The sequence below is a fragment of the Stenotrophomonas maltophilia group sp. LNF247 genome (assembly GCF_054083135.1).
In genome coordinates, this window is the sequence record NZ_JBSRQL010000010.1 from 75,122 (window position 1) to 93,230 (window position 18,109).

The 18,109-nt window shown below is 67.5% G+C and carries 16 protein-coding genes; 13 read left to right on the forward strand and 3 right to left on the reverse strand.

The genetic code is table 11. From position 1 onward, the window contains the following. Positions 1-47 precede the first annotated feature (47 nt). The 10 genes from queF (at position 48) to ACTXG9_RS11850 (ending at position 9,967) form a co-directional block, all read left to right on the forward strand. The gene (queF, locus tag ACTXG9_RS11805; protein WP_021202043.1) at positions 48-866 is read left to right on the forward strand and encodes an NADPH-dependent 7-cyano-7-deazaguanine reductase QueF; all 819 of its coding nucleotides are present in this window, start codon (positions 48-50) and stop codon (positions 864-866) included. A gap of 214 nt (positions 867-1,080) precedes the next feature. Then, positions 1,081-1,374: a LysM peptidoglycan-binding domain-containing protein gene (locus ACTXG9_RS11810; RefSeq protein ID WP_005419771.1), complete on the forward strand. Its 294-nt coding sequence runs from the start codon at positions 1,081-1,083 to the stop codon at positions 1,372-1,374. A gap of 43 nt (positions 1,375-1,417) precedes the next feature. After that, positions 1,418-1,930 carry a hypothetical protein gene (locus tag ACTXG9_RS11815; protein ID WP_111102215.1) on the forward strand — a complete coding sequence of 171 codons (513 nt, stop codon included), beginning with the start codon at positions 1,418-1,420 and terminating at the stop codon, positions 1,928-1,930. A gap of 359 nt (positions 1,931-2,289) precedes the next feature. Beyond that, on the forward strand, positions 2,290-4,512 hold the full coding sequence (locus ACTXG9_RS11820) for an NADP-dependent isocitrate dehydrogenase (protein WP_111098607.1): 2,223 nt from the start codon (positions 2,290-2,292) through the stop codon (positions 4,510-4,512). 278 nt (positions 4,513-4,790) lie between these two features. After that, entirely contained in the window at positions 4,791-5,756 is a 966-nt protein-coding gene (locus ACTXG9_RS11825; RefSeq protein WP_021202039.1) for a hypothetical protein, read from the forward strand. Further along, positions 5,749-6,297 carry a GTP-binding protein gene (locus tag ACTXG9_RS11830; RefSeq protein ID WP_010481027.1) on the forward strand — a complete coding sequence of 183 codons (549 nt, stop codon included), beginning with the start codon at positions 5,749-5,751 and terminating at the stop codon, positions 6,295-6,297. Before ACTXG9_RS11825 ends, ACTXG9_RS11830 begins: the two co-directional genes overlap by 8 nt. After that, positions 6,290-6,706, forward strand: a complete 417-nt coding sequence (locus tag ACTXG9_RS11835) for a roadblock/LC7 domain-containing protein (protein ID WP_111098609.1) — start codon at positions 6,290-6,292, stop codon at positions 6,704-6,706. Before ACTXG9_RS11830 ends, ACTXG9_RS11835 begins: the two co-directional genes overlap by 8 nt. 53 nt (positions 6,707-6,759) lie before the next feature. Then, positions 6,760-7,119 (forward strand): hypothetical protein, encoded by a 360-nt coding sequence (locus ACTXG9_RS11840; protein WP_005419760.1) that lies wholly within the window; start codon positions 6,760-6,762, stop codon positions 7,117-7,119. Positions 7,120-7,284: 165 nt separating this feature from the next. Next, positions 7,285-9,015, forward strand: coding sequence for a bifunctional isocitrate dehydrogenase kinase/phosphatase (gene aceK / locus ACTXG9_RS11845; protein ID WP_111102217.1), 1,731 nt, complete (start codon positions 7,285-7,287; stop codon positions 9,013-9,015). A gap of 61 nt (positions 9,016-9,076) precedes the next feature. Further along, complete coding sequence (locus tag ACTXG9_RS11850; RefSeq protein ID WP_111102232.1) at positions 9,077-9,967, forward strand: energy transducer TonB; 891 nt, start codon at positions 9,077-9,079, stop codon at positions 9,965-9,967. 34 nt (positions 9,968-10,001) lie between these two features. Here ACTXG9_RS11850 and ACTXG9_RS11855 read toward each other — a convergent pair whose 3' ends face one another. The 3 genes from ACTXG9_RS11855 to trxA all read right to left on the reverse strand — a co-directional run bounded on the left by ACTXG9_RS11855 (position 10,002) and on the right by trxA (position 14,093). Beyond that, the gene (locus ACTXG9_RS11855) at positions 10,002-11,576 is read right to left on the reverse strand and encodes a sensor domain-containing diguanylate cyclase (protein ID WP_111102218.1); all 1,575 of its coding nucleotides are present in this window, start codon (positions 11,574-11,576) and stop codon (positions 10,002-10,004) included. A gap of 207 nt (positions 11,577-11,783) precedes the next feature. Continuing rightward, positions 11,784-13,535 (reverse strand): transcription termination factor Rho, encoded by a 1,752-nt coding sequence (rho, locus tag ACTXG9_RS11860; RefSeq protein WP_019660840.1) that lies wholly within the window; start codon positions 13,533-13,535, stop codon positions 11,784-11,786. A gap of 228 nt (positions 13,536-13,763) precedes the next feature. Beyond that, positions 13,764-14,093 carry a thioredoxin gene (trxA, locus tag ACTXG9_RS11865; RefSeq protein ID WP_005411275.1) on the reverse strand — a complete coding sequence of 110 codons (330 nt, stop codon included), beginning with the start codon at positions 14,091-14,093 and terminating at the stop codon, positions 13,764-13,766. A gap of 509 nt (positions 14,094-14,602) precedes the next feature. Between trxA and rhlB the strand changes: the two genes are divergently transcribed. The 3 genes from rhlB to ftsX all read left to right on the forward strand — a co-directional run bounded on the left by rhlB (position 14,603) and on the right by ftsX (position 18,108). After that, on the forward strand, positions 14,603-16,327 hold the full coding sequence (rhlB, locus tag ACTXG9_RS11870; RefSeq protein ID WP_019660839.1) for an ATP-dependent RNA helicase RhlB: 1,725 nt from the start codon (positions 14,603-14,605) through the stop codon (positions 16,325-16,327). A gap of 144 nt (positions 16,328-16,471) precedes the next feature. Further along, positions 16,472-17,158 carry a cell division ATP-binding protein FtsE gene (gene ftsE, locus ACTXG9_RS11875; protein WP_005411273.1) on the forward strand — a complete coding sequence of 229 codons (687 nt, stop codon included), beginning with the start codon at positions 16,472-16,474 and terminating at the stop codon, positions 17,156-17,158. A 2-nt stretch (positions 17,159-17,160) separates the two neighbouring features. Next, positions 17,161-18,108 carry a permease-like cell division protein FtsX gene (gene ftsX / locus ACTXG9_RS11880; RefSeq protein ID WP_019660838.1) on the forward strand — a complete coding sequence of 316 codons (948 nt, stop codon included), beginning with the start codon at positions 17,161-17,163 and terminating at the stop codon, positions 18,106-18,108. The last annotated feature ends 1 nt before the right edge of the window (position 18,109 follow it).

Here is an 18,109-nt window from a genome sequence, read left to right on the forward strand (position 1 = left end):
GGCCGGCCCGGCCGAAGGCCCGCCCTCCGCGCGATACAATGACCCCCATGAACACCCCACAGGATTCCAGCCTCGGTCGCGAGGTCAGTTACCCGTCGCAGTACGATCCCGGCCTGCTGTTTCCGATCCCGCGCAGCGGCGCCCGCGCCGAGATCGGTCTCGATGACGGCGCGCTGCCGTTCGTCGGCCACGACCGCTGGCACGCCTTCGAGCTGAGCTGGCTCGACCCGCGTGGCAAGCCGCAGGTCGCCGTCGCCACCATCCAGGTGCCGTGCACCTCGCCGCGGTTGATCGAATCGAAGTCGTTCAAGCTGTACCTGAACTCCCTCAACAGCACCCGCATCGACAACGCCGAGGCGCTGCGCGCGCGCATCGTGGCGGATCTGTCGACCTGCGCCGGTGCGCCGGTCCAGGTGGAGTTCGGCCTGCCGGAGCTGCAAGAGACGCCGCTTGGCGAATCCATCGACGGGCTGGACGTGGAGATCGACTGCTACGGCCCGCCGCAGGCGGACTTCCTCGCCGCCGATGCGGGCGAGGTGGTGGAGGAGACCCTGGTCTCGGCGCTGCTGAAGTCCAACTGCCCGGTCACCGGCCAGCCGGACTGGGCCACGGTCAGCCTGCGTTACCGTGGGCCGAAGATCGACCGCGCCGGCCTGCTGCGCTACTTGGTCAGCTACCGCGAGCATGCCGAGTTCCACGAGCAGTGTGTTGAGCGGATCTTCAGCGAGGTGTCCGCGCGCTGCCAGCCGCACTGGCTGGAGGTTGAGGCCCGCTACACCCGCCGTGGTGGCCTGGACATCAACCCCTGGCGTGCCAGCCCGGGCATCGTCGCCCCGGCCGCGACCTACCGCGAGCTGCGGCAGTAACCGCCGCAGGCGGTTACCGGTAGTGCCGGCCGCTGGCCGGCAATCGGCCAAGGCCGGATCCCGTGGCACAGCCGGCCAGCGGCCGGCACCACCGGGTGTCCATTCCCCCGATTGTTCAGCCGCCCCCGGGGCCGGCTTCACACCTGCACCATCCCCATTTAACAACCGCCATGGCACCGTGCCAATCACGTAGTCATGCAGACGGGAGTTGTGGATGAGTACCGAGAAGAAAGCCGATTTCTCCGGCGTCAGTGGCAGTGTCGACAGTACCGCCGAGCAGGTGCCGAAGGCGGACTTCTCCGGCGTCAGCGCTTCGGTGGACAGCACCGCAGACGTTGTCAGCGGCGGCACCTATACCGTGCAGAAGGGTGACTCGCTGTCGAAGATCGCCAAGCAGCATCTGGGCGACGCCAATGCCTGGAAGAAGATCTTCGAAGCCAACCGCGATGTGCTTGATGACCCGGACAAGATCTTCCCGGGCCAGACCCTGAAACTGCCGCCGAAGTAAGCCGGCCAGAACGCCGTCCGACAATCCCTGGGAGGAACCCCGAATGATCAAGACCACCCCGCTCCAGACCGCCCTGATCGCCGCCCTGCTGGGCAGCGTCGCCCTGGTCGGTTGCAAGAAGAAAGAAGAGTCGACCGACAACAATGCCGCTCCGGCAGCGACCGCTCCGGCCGAACCGGCAGCACCGGCCCCGATGACCGGCGCGCCGCCGCCGATGGCCGAAGCCGCTGCTGTCAGCGTCTCGTCGGTAACGGTCGGAAAGACCGCCGCCGCCGACAAGTCGGTTGCGACGACGGCTCTGTTCGCACCGAAGGACGACATCATCGTCTCGGTCAAGACCGACGGCGCCGCCAACAACGTCACCGTTGGCGCGAAGCTGACCTACCAGGACGGCCAGGTGGCCGGCGAACAGAATGCCACGCTGAACACCAGCGGTGCCGAAACCACCAACGTCACGTTCAAGAATGCAAAGGGCTGGCCGGCCGGCAAGTACCGCGCCGAAGTCACCGTCGATGGCAAGGCGGCCGGAACGCCGCAGGAGTTCGAGGTCAAGTAAGTCCTGCCGACTCTCTCCCGGCAGGGCTCACGATGGACGCAGCCGCGAGGCTGCGTCCTTTTTTATTGGGCGATGGTCGGCTTCATCCACGCATGGCGTGGATCCACTGATGCTGTGGGCGAGCTTCGTCCAGGCGTGGATGGATCACAGCGTTGCCGGCATGCAGTACCGCCGCGTATGGCGCGGCTTTGCCCCGCGCGGCTGAAAACGCGACAATGCAGGGGTTTCCCCTGCCGCGCGCCCACCCTGACGGCGACGGGGGAAAGCGTGGGGCCCGGCCCCGCGCGCGACACGGTTGCACGTGGCCCGGCGCTGGCGCCGGCCTTCCCCTGAGCACTGCTACAGAGTCCAAGTCCCCCATGTCCAAGATTCTCTACACGCTGACCGACGAAGCCCCGTTCCTGGCCACCCAGTCGCTGCTGCCGATCGTTGACGCCTACACCGGTACAGCCGGCATCGTGGTGGAAACCCGTGACATCTCGCTGTCCGGCCGCATCCTGTCGCAGTTCCCGGAACTGCTCAGTGACGCGCAGAAGGTCAGCGACGACCTGGCCGAGCTGGGCCAGCTGGCGACCACCCCGGACGCCAACATCATCAAGCTGCCGAACATTTCCGCCTCGGTGCCGCAGCTGAAGGCGGCCATCAAGGAACTGCAGGACCAGGGCTATCCGCTGCCGGATTACCCGGAAACCCCGGCCGACGACCAGCAGCGCGACTACAAGGCGCGCTACGACAAGGTCAAGGGCAGCGCGGTGAACCCGGTGCTGCGCGAAGGCAACTCCGACCGCCGTGCACCGCTGTCGGTGAAGAACTACGCGCGCAAGCACCCACACCGCATGGGCGCCTGGGCGCCGGATTCGAAGTCGCATGTCGCGCACATGGCCGCCGGTGATTTCTACGGCAGCGAGAAGTCGGCCACCCTGGCCAATGTCGGTTCGCTGAAGATCACCTTCCACGGCAATGACGGCAGCACCGCTGTGCTGAAGGAAAAGACCGCGGTCAAGGCCGGCGAGATCGTCGATGCCGCCGTGATGAGCCGCAAGGCACTGGCCGCGTTCATCGGCGAGCAGATTGCCGATGCCAAGGCCCAGGGCGTGCTGTTCTCGCTGCACCTGAAGGCGACCATGATGAAGGTCTCCGACCCGATCATGTTCGGCGTGGCGGTGAACGAGTTCTACAAGGACGTGCTGGCCAAGCACGCCGACGTGCTGAAGCAGGCCGGTTTCGATGCCAACAACGGCATCGGTGACCTGGCTGCGCGCCTGCCGTCGCTGCCGGAAGCCACCCGTGCCGCGATCGAAGCCGACCTGGCTGCCGAGTACGCACAGCGCCCGGGCGTGGCCATGGTCAACTCGGACAAGGGCATCACCAACCTGCACGTGCCGAGCGACGTCATCGTCGACGCCTCGATGCCGGCGATGATCCGCGACTCCGGCAAGATGTGGAATGCCGAAGGCAAGCTGCAGGACACCAAGGCCGTCATTCCGGACCGCTGCTACGCCGGCGTGTACCAGGCCGTCATCGACGACTGCAAGGCGCACGGTGCCTTCGATCCGGCCACCATGGGTTCGGTGCCGAACGTCGGCCTGATGGCGCAGAAGGCCGAGGAGTACGGCTCGCACGACAAGACCTTCCAGATCGCTGCCGATGGCGTGGTCAAGGTCACCGACGATGCTGGCACCGTGGTGTTCGAGCATGCCGTCGAAGCCGGTGACATCTGGCGCATGTGCCAGACCAAGGACGCGCCGATCCAGGACTGGGTGAAGCTGGCCGTCGAGCGCGCCCGCCTGAGCAGCACCCCGGCCGTGTTCTGGCTGGATGCCGCCCGTGCCCACGACGCGCAGGTCATCGCCAAGGTCGAGCAGTACCTCAAGGACCACGATACTGCCGGTCTGGACATCCGCATCCTGCCGCCGGTGGAAGCGACCGCGTTCTCGCTGGACCGCATCCGCAAGGGCGAGGACACCATCTCGGTGACCGGCAACGTGCTGCGTGACTACCTGACCGACCTGTTCCCGATCATGGAGCTGGGCACCAGCGCCAAGATGCTGTCGATCGTGCCGCTGATGGCCGGTGGCGGCCTGTTCGAGACCGGTGCCGGTGGTTCGGCTCCGAAGCACGTGCAGCAGTTCGTCGAGGAAGACTACCTGCGCTGGGATTCGCTGGGTGAATTCCTGGCCCTGGCCGCGTCGCTGGAACACCTGGGCAACCGCTACGACAACGCCGCTGCCCGTGTGCTGGCCAAGGCGCTGGACGAAGCCAACGGCCAGTTCCTGGACAACGACAAGTCGCCGTCGCGCAAGCTGGGTGGCATCGACAACCGTGGCAGCCACTTCTACATCGCGCTGTACTGGGCCCAGGCCCTGGCCGCGCAGGACGAAGACGCCGCCCTGAAGGCGCGCTTCGCCCCGCTGGCCAAGGCGCTGACCGACAACGAGCAGAAGATCGTCGAAGAGCTGGTCGCGGTGCAGGGCAAGGCCGTGGACATCGGCGGCTACTACCGTCCGGACGTGGCCAAGGCCAGCAAGGCGATGCGCCCGAGCGCGACCTTCAATGCCGCGCTGGAGCAGCTGCGCGGCTGATCCGTCGCCGTTCGGTCGTGACCCCGGAACCCGCGCTTCGGCGCGGGTTTCTTTTTGGGCGGCCCCATTCGACCCGCGTCCAGAACCGTGACATCCGTTGGCCGTCGGAATGCCGTCAAAGCGGCATGAAACTTGCCCGCGATGGCCGTCGCAGAACCGATCGGACACCGTCTGCAACCGCTCCCGATCTGAGCAGTCGATCACGACGGCTGCCGCTGGCGATGTCCTAGCCTTGGCGACGCGAGGCCACCGGGGAGGTGGCCGCACGGGGAACACGGATGGCACGCGTGCTGGTAGTGGGAACCGACATCCAGGGCGAGCAGGCCCTGCTGCAGCGGCTACGCGTAGCATCGGCGCTGCCGGACGGCCAGATCCGCCGCAGCCAGGATCTGGACGATTGCGACCTGCTGGTCATCCGTGATACGCCGGCGCTGCGCAACGCCGCCCTGCGCATGCGCCAGCAACGCCCGCGACTGCAGTGCTGGATCGAGGATCTGGGGGGCCAGCTGCGCGACGGCGATGGCCCTCAGGACATACTTGATGACGGTGCCATCGGCCGCGCCCTGCGCGGGATGCAGTTGGCAGTGGAGCCACTGACCATGCACGCACCCGCACCGATCCGTCTTGCCGATGGTGCACACGCCATCACCCGCCTGCTGCGCGAGCGGCTGCCCCTGCGCCAGGGGCAGGCACTGCTGAGTGACGCGGGTGACCCCGTCCTGCTGATGGACCTCGAGCATGACCAGGCGGTGCTGTTGCAGGAGCCCGCGAGCGCGCTGGTAGAGCGCCTGGCCGATGCCTTCGAACGCCTGCAGCTGGATGCGCTCACGCCGGCTCGCCTGCAGGCCCTGGCCGGTGAGCGGCCGCGCCAGCCACTGCGGCCCCTGCTGTGGCAGTGGGCACAGCGCAGCCGACATTGGCAGGCACTGGACGAACGCCTGCGTGGCGCCTCGGTGAAGCTGCTGCGCTGGCCGGATTTCCGCGTGCTGGGTCACGACCACGATGGCTTCCGCCTGTGTTCGCTGCTGCTCAAGCGCGCGTGCACGGTTGAAGAGTGCGCGATGCTGCTCGAGTTGCCGGCTGCGGCGGTGCGTGATTTCATCCATGCCGCCTATCTCTGCGGTTACGCGCAGTTGCAGAGCGCCCCGGCGGCACCGATGACGGCCCTACGCGGCAATGGCACCGACAACGGCCTGCTTGCGCGCCTGTGGCGCCACCTGCGTGGGAGTGAGCGCAATGCGTGAGCACAAGGTGGTCGTGCTCGGTGGCATGGGCAGCGGCAAGTCGACGCTGGTGCGCAGCATCGCGGCCGGCGCGGTGATCGACACCGATGTGGCCAACAGTGATCGCCTCGGTGCCGACAAGGCCTCCACCACCGTCGCGCTGGACTACGCAGACATCGACCTGCCCAACGGCGAACGCCTGCGGCTTTACGGGACACCCGGCCAGCAGCGCTTTGATTTCCTGTGGCCGATCCTGCTGCAGGGGGCACGTGGTGCGGTGCTGCTGCTGGACGCGCGCCGTGCCGGGTTGGCCGGCGAGCTGGAGGACTACCTGCAGGTGCTGCAGCCGTTCGCAGCGTCATTGGCGCTGGTGGTGGCGGTCACCCATCTCGACCAGGCGCCGCACGCTGCGCTGGACGACTGGGCTGCACGCGCCAGCCTGGACGATCAACCGCTGCCTTTGCTGGCGGTGGATGCCCGCGACCGCGAACAGGGATTGCTGCTGATGGATGTACTGATGAGCGAAATGGAAGCGCACGCACTGGTGGCCGCGCATGGCTGACGGGCAGATGGCGGTGCTGCCCGATGCCGGCCAGCGTGCGCGCCTGCAGCCGCTGCTGCAGGACCTGCAGCAGCGGGTGGAAGGCGTGCGCACGGTAGTGCTGGCCAGTGTCGATGGCTTTGCCCTGGTCAGCGCTGGTGCCGAAGGGCGCGGCGAACGGCTGGCGGCAATGACCAGCGCGATGCTGGCGCTGGCCGCGGCGGTCGGGCGCGAACTGGTGCTGGGCGATCTGCAGACGCTGATGCTGGAAGCGATGGGCGGGAAGGTGCTGATGCTGGCAATCCAGGCCGAAGGGCGTGCACCGCTGCTGCTGATGGCGGCCTGCGACCAGCGCAGCGTGATCGGCCAGGTGCTGTGGCAGAGCAGGGAATGTGGCCAGGCGATCCTGGCCGAACTCGGCGGATCGTGAGCCCGGCCGCAGGGGAACGAGGGGCTCGAACCAACATCGACAAGGGGTGCGACGTGGCTGGATTGAATGAATCGTTGAACGCACTGATGGGCATCGACGGCGCGCAGGCAGTGGCGCTGGTCGACTACGAAAGCGGCATGCTGCTGGGCGAAGCCGGTGCCGGCATGGACATGGAGGTGGCCGCTGCCGGCAACACCGAAGTGATCCGGGCCAAGATGAAGACCGCCGCCTCGTTGAACCTCAATGACAGCATCGAGGATATCCTGATCTCGCTGGGCAAGGCGTACCACATCATGCGACCGGTCGCGAAGAAGAAGGGACTGTTCTTCTACATCGTGCTGGACCGGACCAAGTCCAACCTTGCACTGGCCCGACGCAAGGTGCAGGACGTGGAGGCCGAACTGGCGATCTGAGCCATTGGCTTCGGTAGAGTCGAGCCCGCACGACTGCTCTTTGCAACTGTAGAGCCGAGCCATGCTCGGCTGCTTCTGCCTGGATCAGCCGAGCATGGGCTCGGCTCTACACAAGCAACCCCACGCCAGCGTATGGTAAAGCCGGTCTTCCCGGGTGAGCCATGCATGTCCAAGCCTGATATCGATGCCGAGCTGGCGTCGCGCATCGCTGGCGCCATCCACGCTGGCTTCGAGCAGTACCACGCCCGCTTTGCGGCGATCACCGCGCGGGCACGGCAGCGCTTCGAGCAGCGCGACTGGGCCGGTGCGCGGCAGGATGCGGTCGAGCGCATCGTCCTGTACGACCTGTGCATCGCCGAGCAGATGGATGCGTTGCGTCGGCTCGCCGGTGACGCGATCGGCGAGCGTGCGCTGTGGCTGCAGGTGCACGCGCGGTACAGCGCGCTGCTGCAGGGCCTGATTGACGCCGAACTGTACAAGACCTTCTACAACACGCTGTCGCGGCGCTTGTTCTCCACCCGTGGCGTGGACCCGGCGCTGGAGTTCATCGCCTTTGACGTCGAGCCGTCCGATGCGATCACCCATCCCGTCGCGCGGCATACCTACGCGGTGTCGCCGACGCGGCCGGTGGAGGCCCTGCAACGCGTGCTGGCCGACTACCGCTTCGACATTCCCTACGCGCACCAGTTGCGTTGCGCGGCGGCCATTGCCGTGCGCCTGCAGGACGACCTCGCCCATTGGGGGGACACGCCGGTGCGCAGCATTGAACTGCTCGACACTGTGTTCTACCGCGAGCGCCGCGCCTACCTGGTTGGCCGCGTGTTCGGTGAGCATCGCTTCTCGCCCTGCGTGATCGCGCTGGTCAACGATGAGCGCGGGCTGCGAGCCGATGCGGTGCTGACCCGGCGCCGTGATGTCGCCCATCTGTTTGGCGTGTCGCGCAGCTACTTCCAGGCCGATCTGGGCACGGTGGGCGATGCCGTGGTGTTCCTGCGCAGCCTGCTGCCGGGCAAGCCCATCGATGAGATCTACACGGTGCTGGGACGCGCCAAGCAGGGCAAGACCGAGCGCTACCGCACCTTCTTCCGCCACTTCAGCGAGCACCCGCAGGAGCGGCTGGTCCCCGCCGAAGGCACGCCGGGCATGGTCATGGCGGTGTTCACCCTGCCCAGTTACCCGCTGGTGTTCAAGCTGATCCGCGACCGCTTCGCGTGGCCCAAGGCGATGTCGCGACAGCAGGTGGAAGAGAAGTACGCGCTGGTGTTCAACCTTGATCGTGTCGGCCGCCTGCTCGATGCACAGCCGTATCGTCATCTGCGCTTCCCGCGCGAGCGCTTCGCGCCGGCCCTGCTGGATGAACTGCTGCAGCAGTGCGCGCAGAGCGTACGCATCGATGGCGATGAGGTCGAAGTCGCACTGTGCTATGTGCAGCGTCGTTTTCGTCCCTTGAACCTGTACCTGCGCGAGCAGGGCGCGGAGGCGGTGCGGGCGGCGGTGCTCGACTATGCGCAGGCGATCACCGACATGGCGCGCAACAACATCTTCCCCGGTGACATGCTGCCGAAGAATTTCGGCGTATCACGGCATGGGCGGGCCGTATTCTACGACTACGACGAGCTCTGCCTGGTCAGCGACTGCGTGTTCCGCGCCTGGCCGCAGCCGCGTACGCCGGAGGAGGCCATGGCCGACGAGCCCTGGTTCCATGTTGGCCCGCGCGATGTGTTTCCCGAGCGCTTCGGTCCGTTCATGGGCCTGCCGGCTGCGGAGCTGGCAGCCGTGCGCGAGCACTACCGGCACCTGTTCGACCCGGGCTGGTGGCAGGGCCTGCAGGAACGCTTCGCACGAGGGGACTATCCGGATACGCCGCCCTATGCGGGCGCGCACCGGCTGGCCTGAGCCGGCTGTCATGGGTATTGGGACTGAGGTACGCTCGCTGTTCATCACCAAGGATCCGGCAATGATGCGTTCTCCACTGTTTCTCGCCCTCGCGCTGGCCGTCGGTGCCGGCGCCCCCCTGCTTGCAGGTGACGCCACTGCGCAGACCGCACGCGCTGTACGTGCGACTGCGGAAATGAGCATGGTGCTGTCCGGTCATATCGAGGTCACGCCGGAGGGCGCGGTCAGTTCGCTGGTGCTGGACCAGAAAGCCATGGTCGCCCCGGGCATCGCCTCCTTCGTCGAAGGCACCATCGGTGGCTGGCGCTTCGAGCCCACGCTGCGCGATGGCCAGGCGGTGGCCACGAGGGCCCCTTTGCGCGTTCGCCTGCGTGGCAAGGCTGCGGCCGACGGCGGTTATGAAATCAGCATGACCAGTGTCGACTTCAGCGAGTACGATCCTGAGGCCACTGGTTCGGTGACCCCGCTGCACATGACACCGCCGCGCTACCCGGAGGCGGCCTACCGTAACGGTGGCCAGGGTGAGGTGCTGCTGCTGGTCAAGGTGGCGCGTGACGGAACAGTGGCCGACGTGGCCGCCGAGCAGGTGAACATGGCTGTGGTCGCGTCCGAGCGGACCCTGGCCAAGATGCGCGACATCCTGGCCAGAGCCAGCGTCAGCACCGCCCGCACCTGGACCTTCAAGCCACCGACCACCGGGGAGGACAGCACCCGGGACAGCTGGACGGTTCGCATCCCGGTGAACTTCGCCCTGAACCATGATCCCAATGCAGAGGCGGAACGCTATGGCCGCTGGCGCGCTTTCATTCCGGGGCCGCGGCAGAGCGTGCCGTGGCACGAGGCCGACCCGGTCGAGCAGGCCGGCAGCGATCTGCTGCCGGAAGGCGGCGTCTACATGGTGGACGGCGCCAAGCGCGGCCTGCGCCTGCTGACCCCGCTGCAACAGAGCTGAGACCCGCTGCGGAGCCGGGCAGCCCGGCTCCGCGTCAGTCGGCGTAAGGGTAAATCACCACCCGGTTGCGGCCTTGTTCCTTGGCCATGTACAGCGCCTTGTCGGCCAGCCGCAATGCCTGCTCGGCATCGACATGGAAGCTGGGGAAGTGAGCCACGCCCAGCGACACGGTGATGGTGCCGACCGGTTCGAATGGGTGATCGGCGATGTGCTGGCGCAGGCGTTCACCGGCCTGGCGGGCCGAGTCGGTACTGATGCCCGGCAGCAGCAGCAGGAATTCCTCGCCGCCGGCGCGGCAGAGGATGTCGCTGTCGCGCGAATAGCGGCGCATCTGGTCAGCGATGTGGACGATGGCGGCGTCGCCGACGTCGTGGCCATGGCTGTCGTTGATCGACTTGAAGCGGTCGATGTCCAGCGCCAGGATCGCGAACGGGATGCCCTGCACCTGCAGCGCGTCCAGCGCCTGCTGCAGGCCGCGGCGGTTGAGCAGGCCGGTCAGCGGGTCGGTACGGCTGGCACGGTTGAGCGTACCGATACGGTCCTGCAGGGCATTGAAGCTGTGCAGCACTGCCTGCTTGAGTTGGGCGACCTCGAAGTACCACGCGCGGATGCCGCTGACGTGGCTGATCGCATTGCCGGTGTCTTCGCCGCCCTGCACGTTGCGTGCGAGCTGCCACAGTGGCAGCGAGATGCGGCGGGCGAACCACCAGGTGACCAGCAGTGACAGCAGGCCGAGCGGGATCGCGTTCCAGATCACCGCGGTCATCAACCGCGACAATGGCTGCAGCGTGGCCTCGGTCGGCCGCTGGGCGACGATGCCCCAGCCGGTGGCCGGTACCGGCGCATAGCCGGCCAGCATCGACACGCCCAGGTTGTTGCGGACCTGCTGCGCACCGCGTTCACCGCGCACCACTGCCTTCACCGCCGGGTTGCCGACCACGTAGTCGCCGACCCGCTTGCCATCGGCGTGGTACAGCAGGCGGCCATGGCGGTCCACCACGTACAGGTACGAGCCGTCGCGGTAGTAGTGCTTGCCCAGCAGCGTGTGCAGCGCACTGCGCTGGCGCAGGTAGAGGGTGCCGCTGACGTAGCCGCGATAGCGGCCCTGGCGGTCGAAGATCGGGTGCGACAGCGAGACCAGCAGCTTGCCGGTGGCCGACTGGTACGGGTCACTGATCATCGGCTGGCGCGCGGCCAGTGCCGCGTTGTTGCCGACGCTGTGCAGGATCTCGCCCTGCAACTGCAGGGTCTGTGGCGAGGTGGCGATCACCAGGCCATCGGCATCGACCACCAGCGAGGAATTGAAGCTGTTGGTCTGCAACTGCAGGCGGCTGGCTTCGTCCTGCGCCTGTGCCGGATCGAGATTGCTCTGGCCCAGCCGGGTGGCCGCATACGCCAACTCCTGCTGCGCGGCCAGCAGGAAGTTCTGGGTGGTCTCGGCCAGCTTGGTGGCATAGACGCGGTTGGCTTCCAGGGTATTGCCGACCAGCTGGTCGCGCTGCACCCGGTAGCTGGCCAGCAGGGTATTGACCAGGGCGATGATGGCGCTGAGCAGGGCCAGGGCGAGGATCAGCTTGCCCAGGTTGAGGCGGGGAGACAGCGTTCGCATGCGTCGACGGATCCGGCAGGAGGCTGGACCCGACCGGTTCTCCGGAAGGGGCGACAGCGGGAATCGGTGGCCACGCCCTTGGGGCCGGGCAGGGTATAGGGCGAATTATCGCCAAAAGTCGGAGGCGGCAAAGTGAAACAGGTCGCCCTGCAGGCAAAAAAAAACCTGCCGCAGCGAGCGGCAGGCTTCTTCCGATGCAACGCCGGATCAGCGCTTCATCGAACCGAAGAACTCGTCGTTGGACTTGGTGTTCTTCATCTTGTCCAGCAGGAATTCCATCGCGGCCATTTCGTCCATCGGATGCAGCAGCTTGCGCAGGATCCAGATCTTCTGCAGCAGTTCCGGCTCGATCAGCAGGTCTTCGCGGCGGGTGCCGGAACGGTTGATGTCGATGGCCGGGAACACGCGCTTTTCAGCAATACGACGGCTCAGGTGCACTTCGCTGTTGCCGGTGCCCTTGAACTCTTCGTAGATCACCTCGTCCATCTTCGAACCGGTGTCCACCAGCGCCGTGGCGATGATGGTCAGGCTGCCGCCTTCTTCCACGTTGCGCGCGGCACCGAAGAAGCGCTTCGGGCGGTGCAGGGCGTTGGCGTCCACACCACCGGTCAGCACCTTGCCCGAGCTCGGCACCACGTTGTTGTAGGCGCGGGCCAGGCGGGTGATCGAGTCGAGCAGGATCACCACGTCCTTCTTGTGCTCGACCAGGCGCTTGGCGCGCTCGATGACCATTTCGGCCACCTGCACGTGGCGCGCGGCCGGCTCGTCGAAGGTCGAGCTGATGACCTCGCCGCGCACGGTGCGCTGCATTTCGGTCACTTCTTCCGGGCGCTCGTCGATCAGCAGCACGATCAGGTGCACGTCCGGGTGGTTGGTGGTGATGGCGGTGGCGACCTGCTGCATCATCATCGTCTTGCCGGCCTTCGGCTGCGACACGATGAGCGAGCGCTGGCCCTTGCCCTGCGGCGCCATCAGGTCGAGGATGCGGCCGGTGATGTCTTCCGACGAACCGTTGCCACGCTCCAGGGTGAAGCGGCGGCGCGGGAACAGCGCGGTCAGGTTCTCGAACAGCACCTTGTTCTTCGACGCTTCGATCGGCTCGCCGTTGATGGTGTCGACGATGTTCAGCGCGAAGTAGCGCTCGCCGTCCTTCGGGAAGCGGATGCGGCCGGAGATGTGGTCGCCGGTGCGCAGGTTGAAGCGGCGGATCTGGCTGGGCGAGATGTAGGTGTCGTCCGGGCCGGCCAGGTAGCTGGCTTCAGCCGCGCGCAGGAAGCCAAAGCCATCCGGCAGGATTTCCAGCACACCGTCGGCGGCAACGCCATCGCCGTGGCGGGTCAGCACCTTCAGCAGGGCGAAGATCACATCCTGCTTGCGGGCGCGGGCCACGCCTTCGGAGATCTGCAGCTGCTCGGCGATTTCCAGCAGCTTCTGTGCCGGCATGCGCTTGAGGTCGCTCAGCGAATAGACCGGGAAGCCCTCGGGCACGTTGGCGTGCGGGCGCGGCACGAACGGCTGCTGCTCGCCGCCGTCGTTGGGCATGCCCTCGTCGCGGAAGCGGTTGTTGCGGTCACGGTCGCGCCGGTTGCGGAAGCGGTCGCGGCGGTTGCCCTGCCCCTGGCCCTGCTGGCCATTCTGGTTGTATGGGTTCTGGCCCTGGTTCTGGCCGCCCCCCTGATGGTTGTGCTGCTGGCGCGGCTGGCCGGATTCGCGGCCTTCGCTGCCTTCGCCACCGCCACTGCTGGCAGGGGCCTCGGCGGCGGGCGCGCTCGGTGCAGGTGCTGCGGCAGGCGCCGGCGCGGGAGCTTCGGGCGCGGAGGCCAACGGCAGCGTCGGCTGCGCCGGAGCGGCGCTGGTTTCGGCGGCTGCCGGGGCGGCGGCCTTGCTCACGCGGGGCTTGCGCACACGCTTTTCGGCGGGCGCATCGGCGCTGCCGGTTTCGGAAGTGTTATCGGACAAGAGCGTTATTCCTCGCTTGAAGGTGCGAGCGCCCGGCTGGGGCGGCGAACGTTGGGAATGGGTCTGGAAGAAACTGCGTCCAGAGGGTGCGGCACGCGAACGCGGCCGGATATGCCGACACTATCATCGGCCTGCGGCGCCATGCAAGGGTCGCCGGGAACAGCATTCATCATGGGCGCAGGGGCGCCGCCGGCAGCCGCGTTCGGCGGCTGCCGGAGAACCGCAGGATCAGGCCAGGGCCTTGTCCAGCAGGCCGGCCAGCTGGGCCTTGCCCACCGCACCGATCTGCTCGCCGACCTTCTCGCCGTCCTTGAACACGACCAGGTACGGAATCGAACGCACGTGGTATTTGGCGGCCAGCGCACGGTTGTGGTCAACGTTGACCTTGGCGATCTTGGCGCGGCCCTGGTAGGCATCGGCCAGTTCGTCCAGCGCCGGGGCGATCATCTTGCACGGGCCACACCACTCGGCCCAGAAATCGACCAGCACCGGTTCCTTGGAATTCAGCACTGCGCTATCAAAGTCGGCATCGCCGACATGTACAACCTTGTCGCTCATCTTGGTTTCTCGTCTTGGATTGCACCCGGCCATGCCGGAGGTGGGTGAACTGGGCCATGCCCGGTGGCGCGACCCTCGTCGTTGCCTCGCGGCGCACTGCCGCGGTGCGTTCGGCGGGATGCCTGGACGCTCACGGCCGGCAGTGTACCCCTATCGCAGGGCAGGGACAGGCGCCGGTTGGAACCCAGCGTATCGTGATCGCTTCGATGGCCGGTATGTGTCGGATTTCACTGTCTTCCTGTACATGGGGCTGGCAGTGGGCGACACCAGCGAACCCGGGCAGGCCGTTCAAGTCCGGTGTGGCTGGGTGAAGGTAGCGTCTCTGGATGCCATGAGACGCCGCATTCCGGTTTGCCTGCCCGAGTGCGGTAAACTGGGGCATTGTGCGGCGCGCGGACCAGGTGGTCCCAGCCTGCCAACCCGCCGCAGGGGCCGCAGTTTGCGACGGTGCCCCCAGACGCTGAAGTGCCAGCCGCCCCACGGGCCGGCGGCCATACCAAGACGGACTCATGAGCGACAAACCGCTGACCGATTTGACCTTCTCCTCCTTCGAGCTGCATCCGGCCCTGCAGGCCGGCCTTGAAGGAGCCGGATTCACCCGTTGCACCCCGATCCAGGCGCTGACCCTGCCGGTCGCGCTGCCCGGTGGTGACGTTGCCGGCCAGGCCCAGACCGGCACCGGCAAGACCCTGGCCTTCCTGGTCGCTGTCGTGAACCGCCTGCTGACGCGTCCGGCGCTGGCCGATCGCAAGCCGGAAGATCCGCGCGCGCTGATCCTCGCCCCGACCCGCGAGCTGGCCATCCAGATCCACAAGGATGCGGTGAAGTTCGGTTCCGACCTGGGCCTGCGCTTCGCCCTGGTCTACGGCGGCGTGGATTACGACAAGCAGCGCGAGCTGCTGCAGCAGGGCGTGGACGTGATCATCGCCACCCCGGGCCGCCTGATCGACTACGTCAAGCAGCACAAGGTGGTGTCGCTGCACGCCTGCGAGATCTGCGTGCTGGACGAAGCCGACCGCATGTTCGACCTGGGCTTCATCAAGGACATCCGCTTCCTGCTCCGCCGCATGCCCGAGCGCACCACCCGCCAGACCCTGCTGTTCAGTGCCACCCTCAGCCATCGCGTGCTGGAGCTGGCCTACGAGCACATGAACGAACCGCAGAAGCTGGTGGTCGAAGCCGAGACCATCACCGCCGCGCGCGTGCGCCAGCGCATCTACTTCCCGGCCGACGACGAAAAGATTCCGCTGCTGCTGGGCCTGCTGTCGCGCAGCGAAGGCGCGCGCACCATGGTCTTCGTCAACACCAAGGTGTTCGTCGAGCGCGTGGCGCGTTCGCTGGAAAAGGCCGGCTACCGTGTCGGCGTGCTGTCCGGTGATGTGCCGCAGAAGAAGCGCGAGAGCCTGCTCAACCGCTTCCAGAAGGGCCAGCTGGAAATCCTGGTGGCCACCGACGTGGCTGCGCGCGGCCTGCACATCGACGGCATCAAGTACGTCTACAACTACGACCTGCCGTTCGACGCCGAAGACTACGTGCATCGCATCGGCCGCACCGCGCGCCTGGGTGAGGAGGGCGACGCGATCAGCTTCGCCTGCGAGCGCTACGCCATGGGCCTGCCGGACATCGAGGCCTATATCGAGCAGAAGATTCCGTCCGAGCCGGTCACCAAGGAACTGCTGACCCCGCTGCCGCGCCCGGAACGCCCGGCGCCGGCGGCAGGCGAGGAAGGCGAGGACAACGAAAGCGTCGGCCAGATCTTCCGCGAAGCGCGCGAAGCCCGCGCCGCCGAGGAAGAGCGTCGGGGCGGTGGCCGCAGCGGCGGCCGCTCAGGCAGTGGTGGTGGCCGCGGTAGTCGCGACGGTGAACGCAGCGGCGAACGCCGTGCGCGTGGCCCGCGCAAGCCGCGCGTGGAAGGCGAGCAGGGCGCAGCCGCCGCGGTTGCCGGTGCCGAAGGCGCCGCCGCCCAGGCCCCGCGTCCGCCGCGCCCGCCGCGTGCCGAAGGCGCACCGGCAGCTACGGTGGACGGTGAGCACAAGCCGCGCAAGCGCCGTCGTCGTCGCCACGGCCGTCCGGTCGAAGGTACCGAGGGTGTACAGGCCAACGCCGGCAACGGCGCCAGCCCGGTGACCCCGGTGCAGGTGGTGGCCAAGCCGGTGCGTACCGCCGCCGATACCGGTGACTCGTTCCTGACCCGCATCGGCCGCAAGATCCGCCGGATGCTGTCGGGCAGCTGATCGGCGCTGCCGATCAGCGGGTAGCACCCGATCGTTGGTCGGGTGGCTTTGAAAGGTGTGCCGACCAACGGTCGGCACCCACCAGGCGGGGCCGGTGGCACCCACCGTCTCCACGACGTCGCGCCGGTCCTGCATAATCGGGGCATGAGTGTCCTGCGCTTCGACAATGTCAGCAAACAGTACGCCGGTGGCCACGAGGCGCTGACCGATGTCAGCTTCGAGGTCGCGCCGGGCGAGATGCTGTTCGTCACCGGCCATTCCGGTGCGGGTAAAAGTACGCTGCTCAAGTTGATCCACCTCGACGAGCGGCCCAGCCGCGGCGCGGTGGTGTTCGACGAGCGCAACCTGCTGAAGGTGCGCGGCGGCGACGTGCCGCGCCACCGACGCGCGGTGGGGGCGGTCTACCAGGACCACCGCCTGCTGATGGACCGCTCCATCGCCGAGAACGTGGCGCTGCCGCTGATCCTGCGCGGCACCCGCCGTGGCGACATCAGCAAGCGCGTGCGCTCGGTGCTGGAGCGGATGGGCCTGGGCCATCGCGAGAAGGCGCTGCCCTCGCAGCTGTCGGCCGGCGAGCAGCAGCGCGTGGGCATCGCCCGCGCCATCGTCGGCGAGCCCAAGCTGCTGGTGGCCGATGAGCCGACCGGCAACCTCGACCCGACCCTGGCGGCGGAGATCATGGCCCTGTTCGCCGAACTGCCCGCGCGCGGCACCAGCGTGCTGGTGGTCAGTCACGACCTGCCGCTGCTGCGCCGCATGCGCAAGCGCGTGCTGATCCTTGACCACGGCCGGCTGGTGGATGACATCTCGCCGCAGGACCTGGCGGAGTAACCATGGCGAAGAACGAAAACAGCGAAGCCGCCGCCCCCTCGCGCGTGGGCGTCTGGTTCCAGCACCACGTGCACAGCGTGGTGTTCAGCCTGGGCCGTGCCTGCCGCAAGCCGTGGGCGACCCTGCTGACGGTGATGGTCATGGCGCTGGCGCTGGCGTTGCCGCTGGGGCTGTCGATCGCGCTGGACAACCTCAAGCAGTTCGCCGGCAGCGTGCAGCAGTCGCGCGACATCAACGTGTTCCTGAAGGGCAACGTCGATGGTCCCGGCGCGCTGCGCCTGGCGGGCCAGCTGCGCGACCGCGACGACGTGGCCGAAGTGAACGTGCGCACGCCGGAGCAGGGCCTGCAGGAACTGCGCGATGCCGGCCTCGGTGAGGCGATCGACGCACTCAACGACAATCCGCTGCCCTCGCTGCTGGTGATCACCCCCGGCCAGGGCAAGGATGACGCACGCCTGGCGCGCGCGCTGGAAAGCCTGCCCGAGGCCGACCTGGTGCAGCACGATGCGCTGTGGCGCCAGCGCCTGGATGCCTGGCTGGCGTTCGGCGCGCGGCTGGTGCAGGTGCTGTCGGTACTGCTCGGCGCGGGGGCCGCGCTGGTGGTCGGCAACACGGTACGCCTGGACATCCAGGCCCGCCGCGAAGAGATCGGCGTGCTGCAGCTGCTCGGCGCCAGCGATGGCTTCATCCGCCGCCCGTTCCTGTATCTGGGTGCGTGGTATGGCCTGGGCGCAGGCGCGGTTGCATTGGCCCTGATCGGCGCCGCCGGTGCCGCGCTGCGCGTGCCGCTGGCCGAACTCTCGCGCAGCTACGGCAGCCCGTTCGTGCTGCATGGCCTGGACCTGCTGCATGGTGGCCTGGTCCTGCTCGGCACGCTGCTGCTGGGCTGGCTGGGTGCCTGGCTGGTGACCGGCCACTTCCTCCGCCAGACCCGCCCGACCGATACCTGAG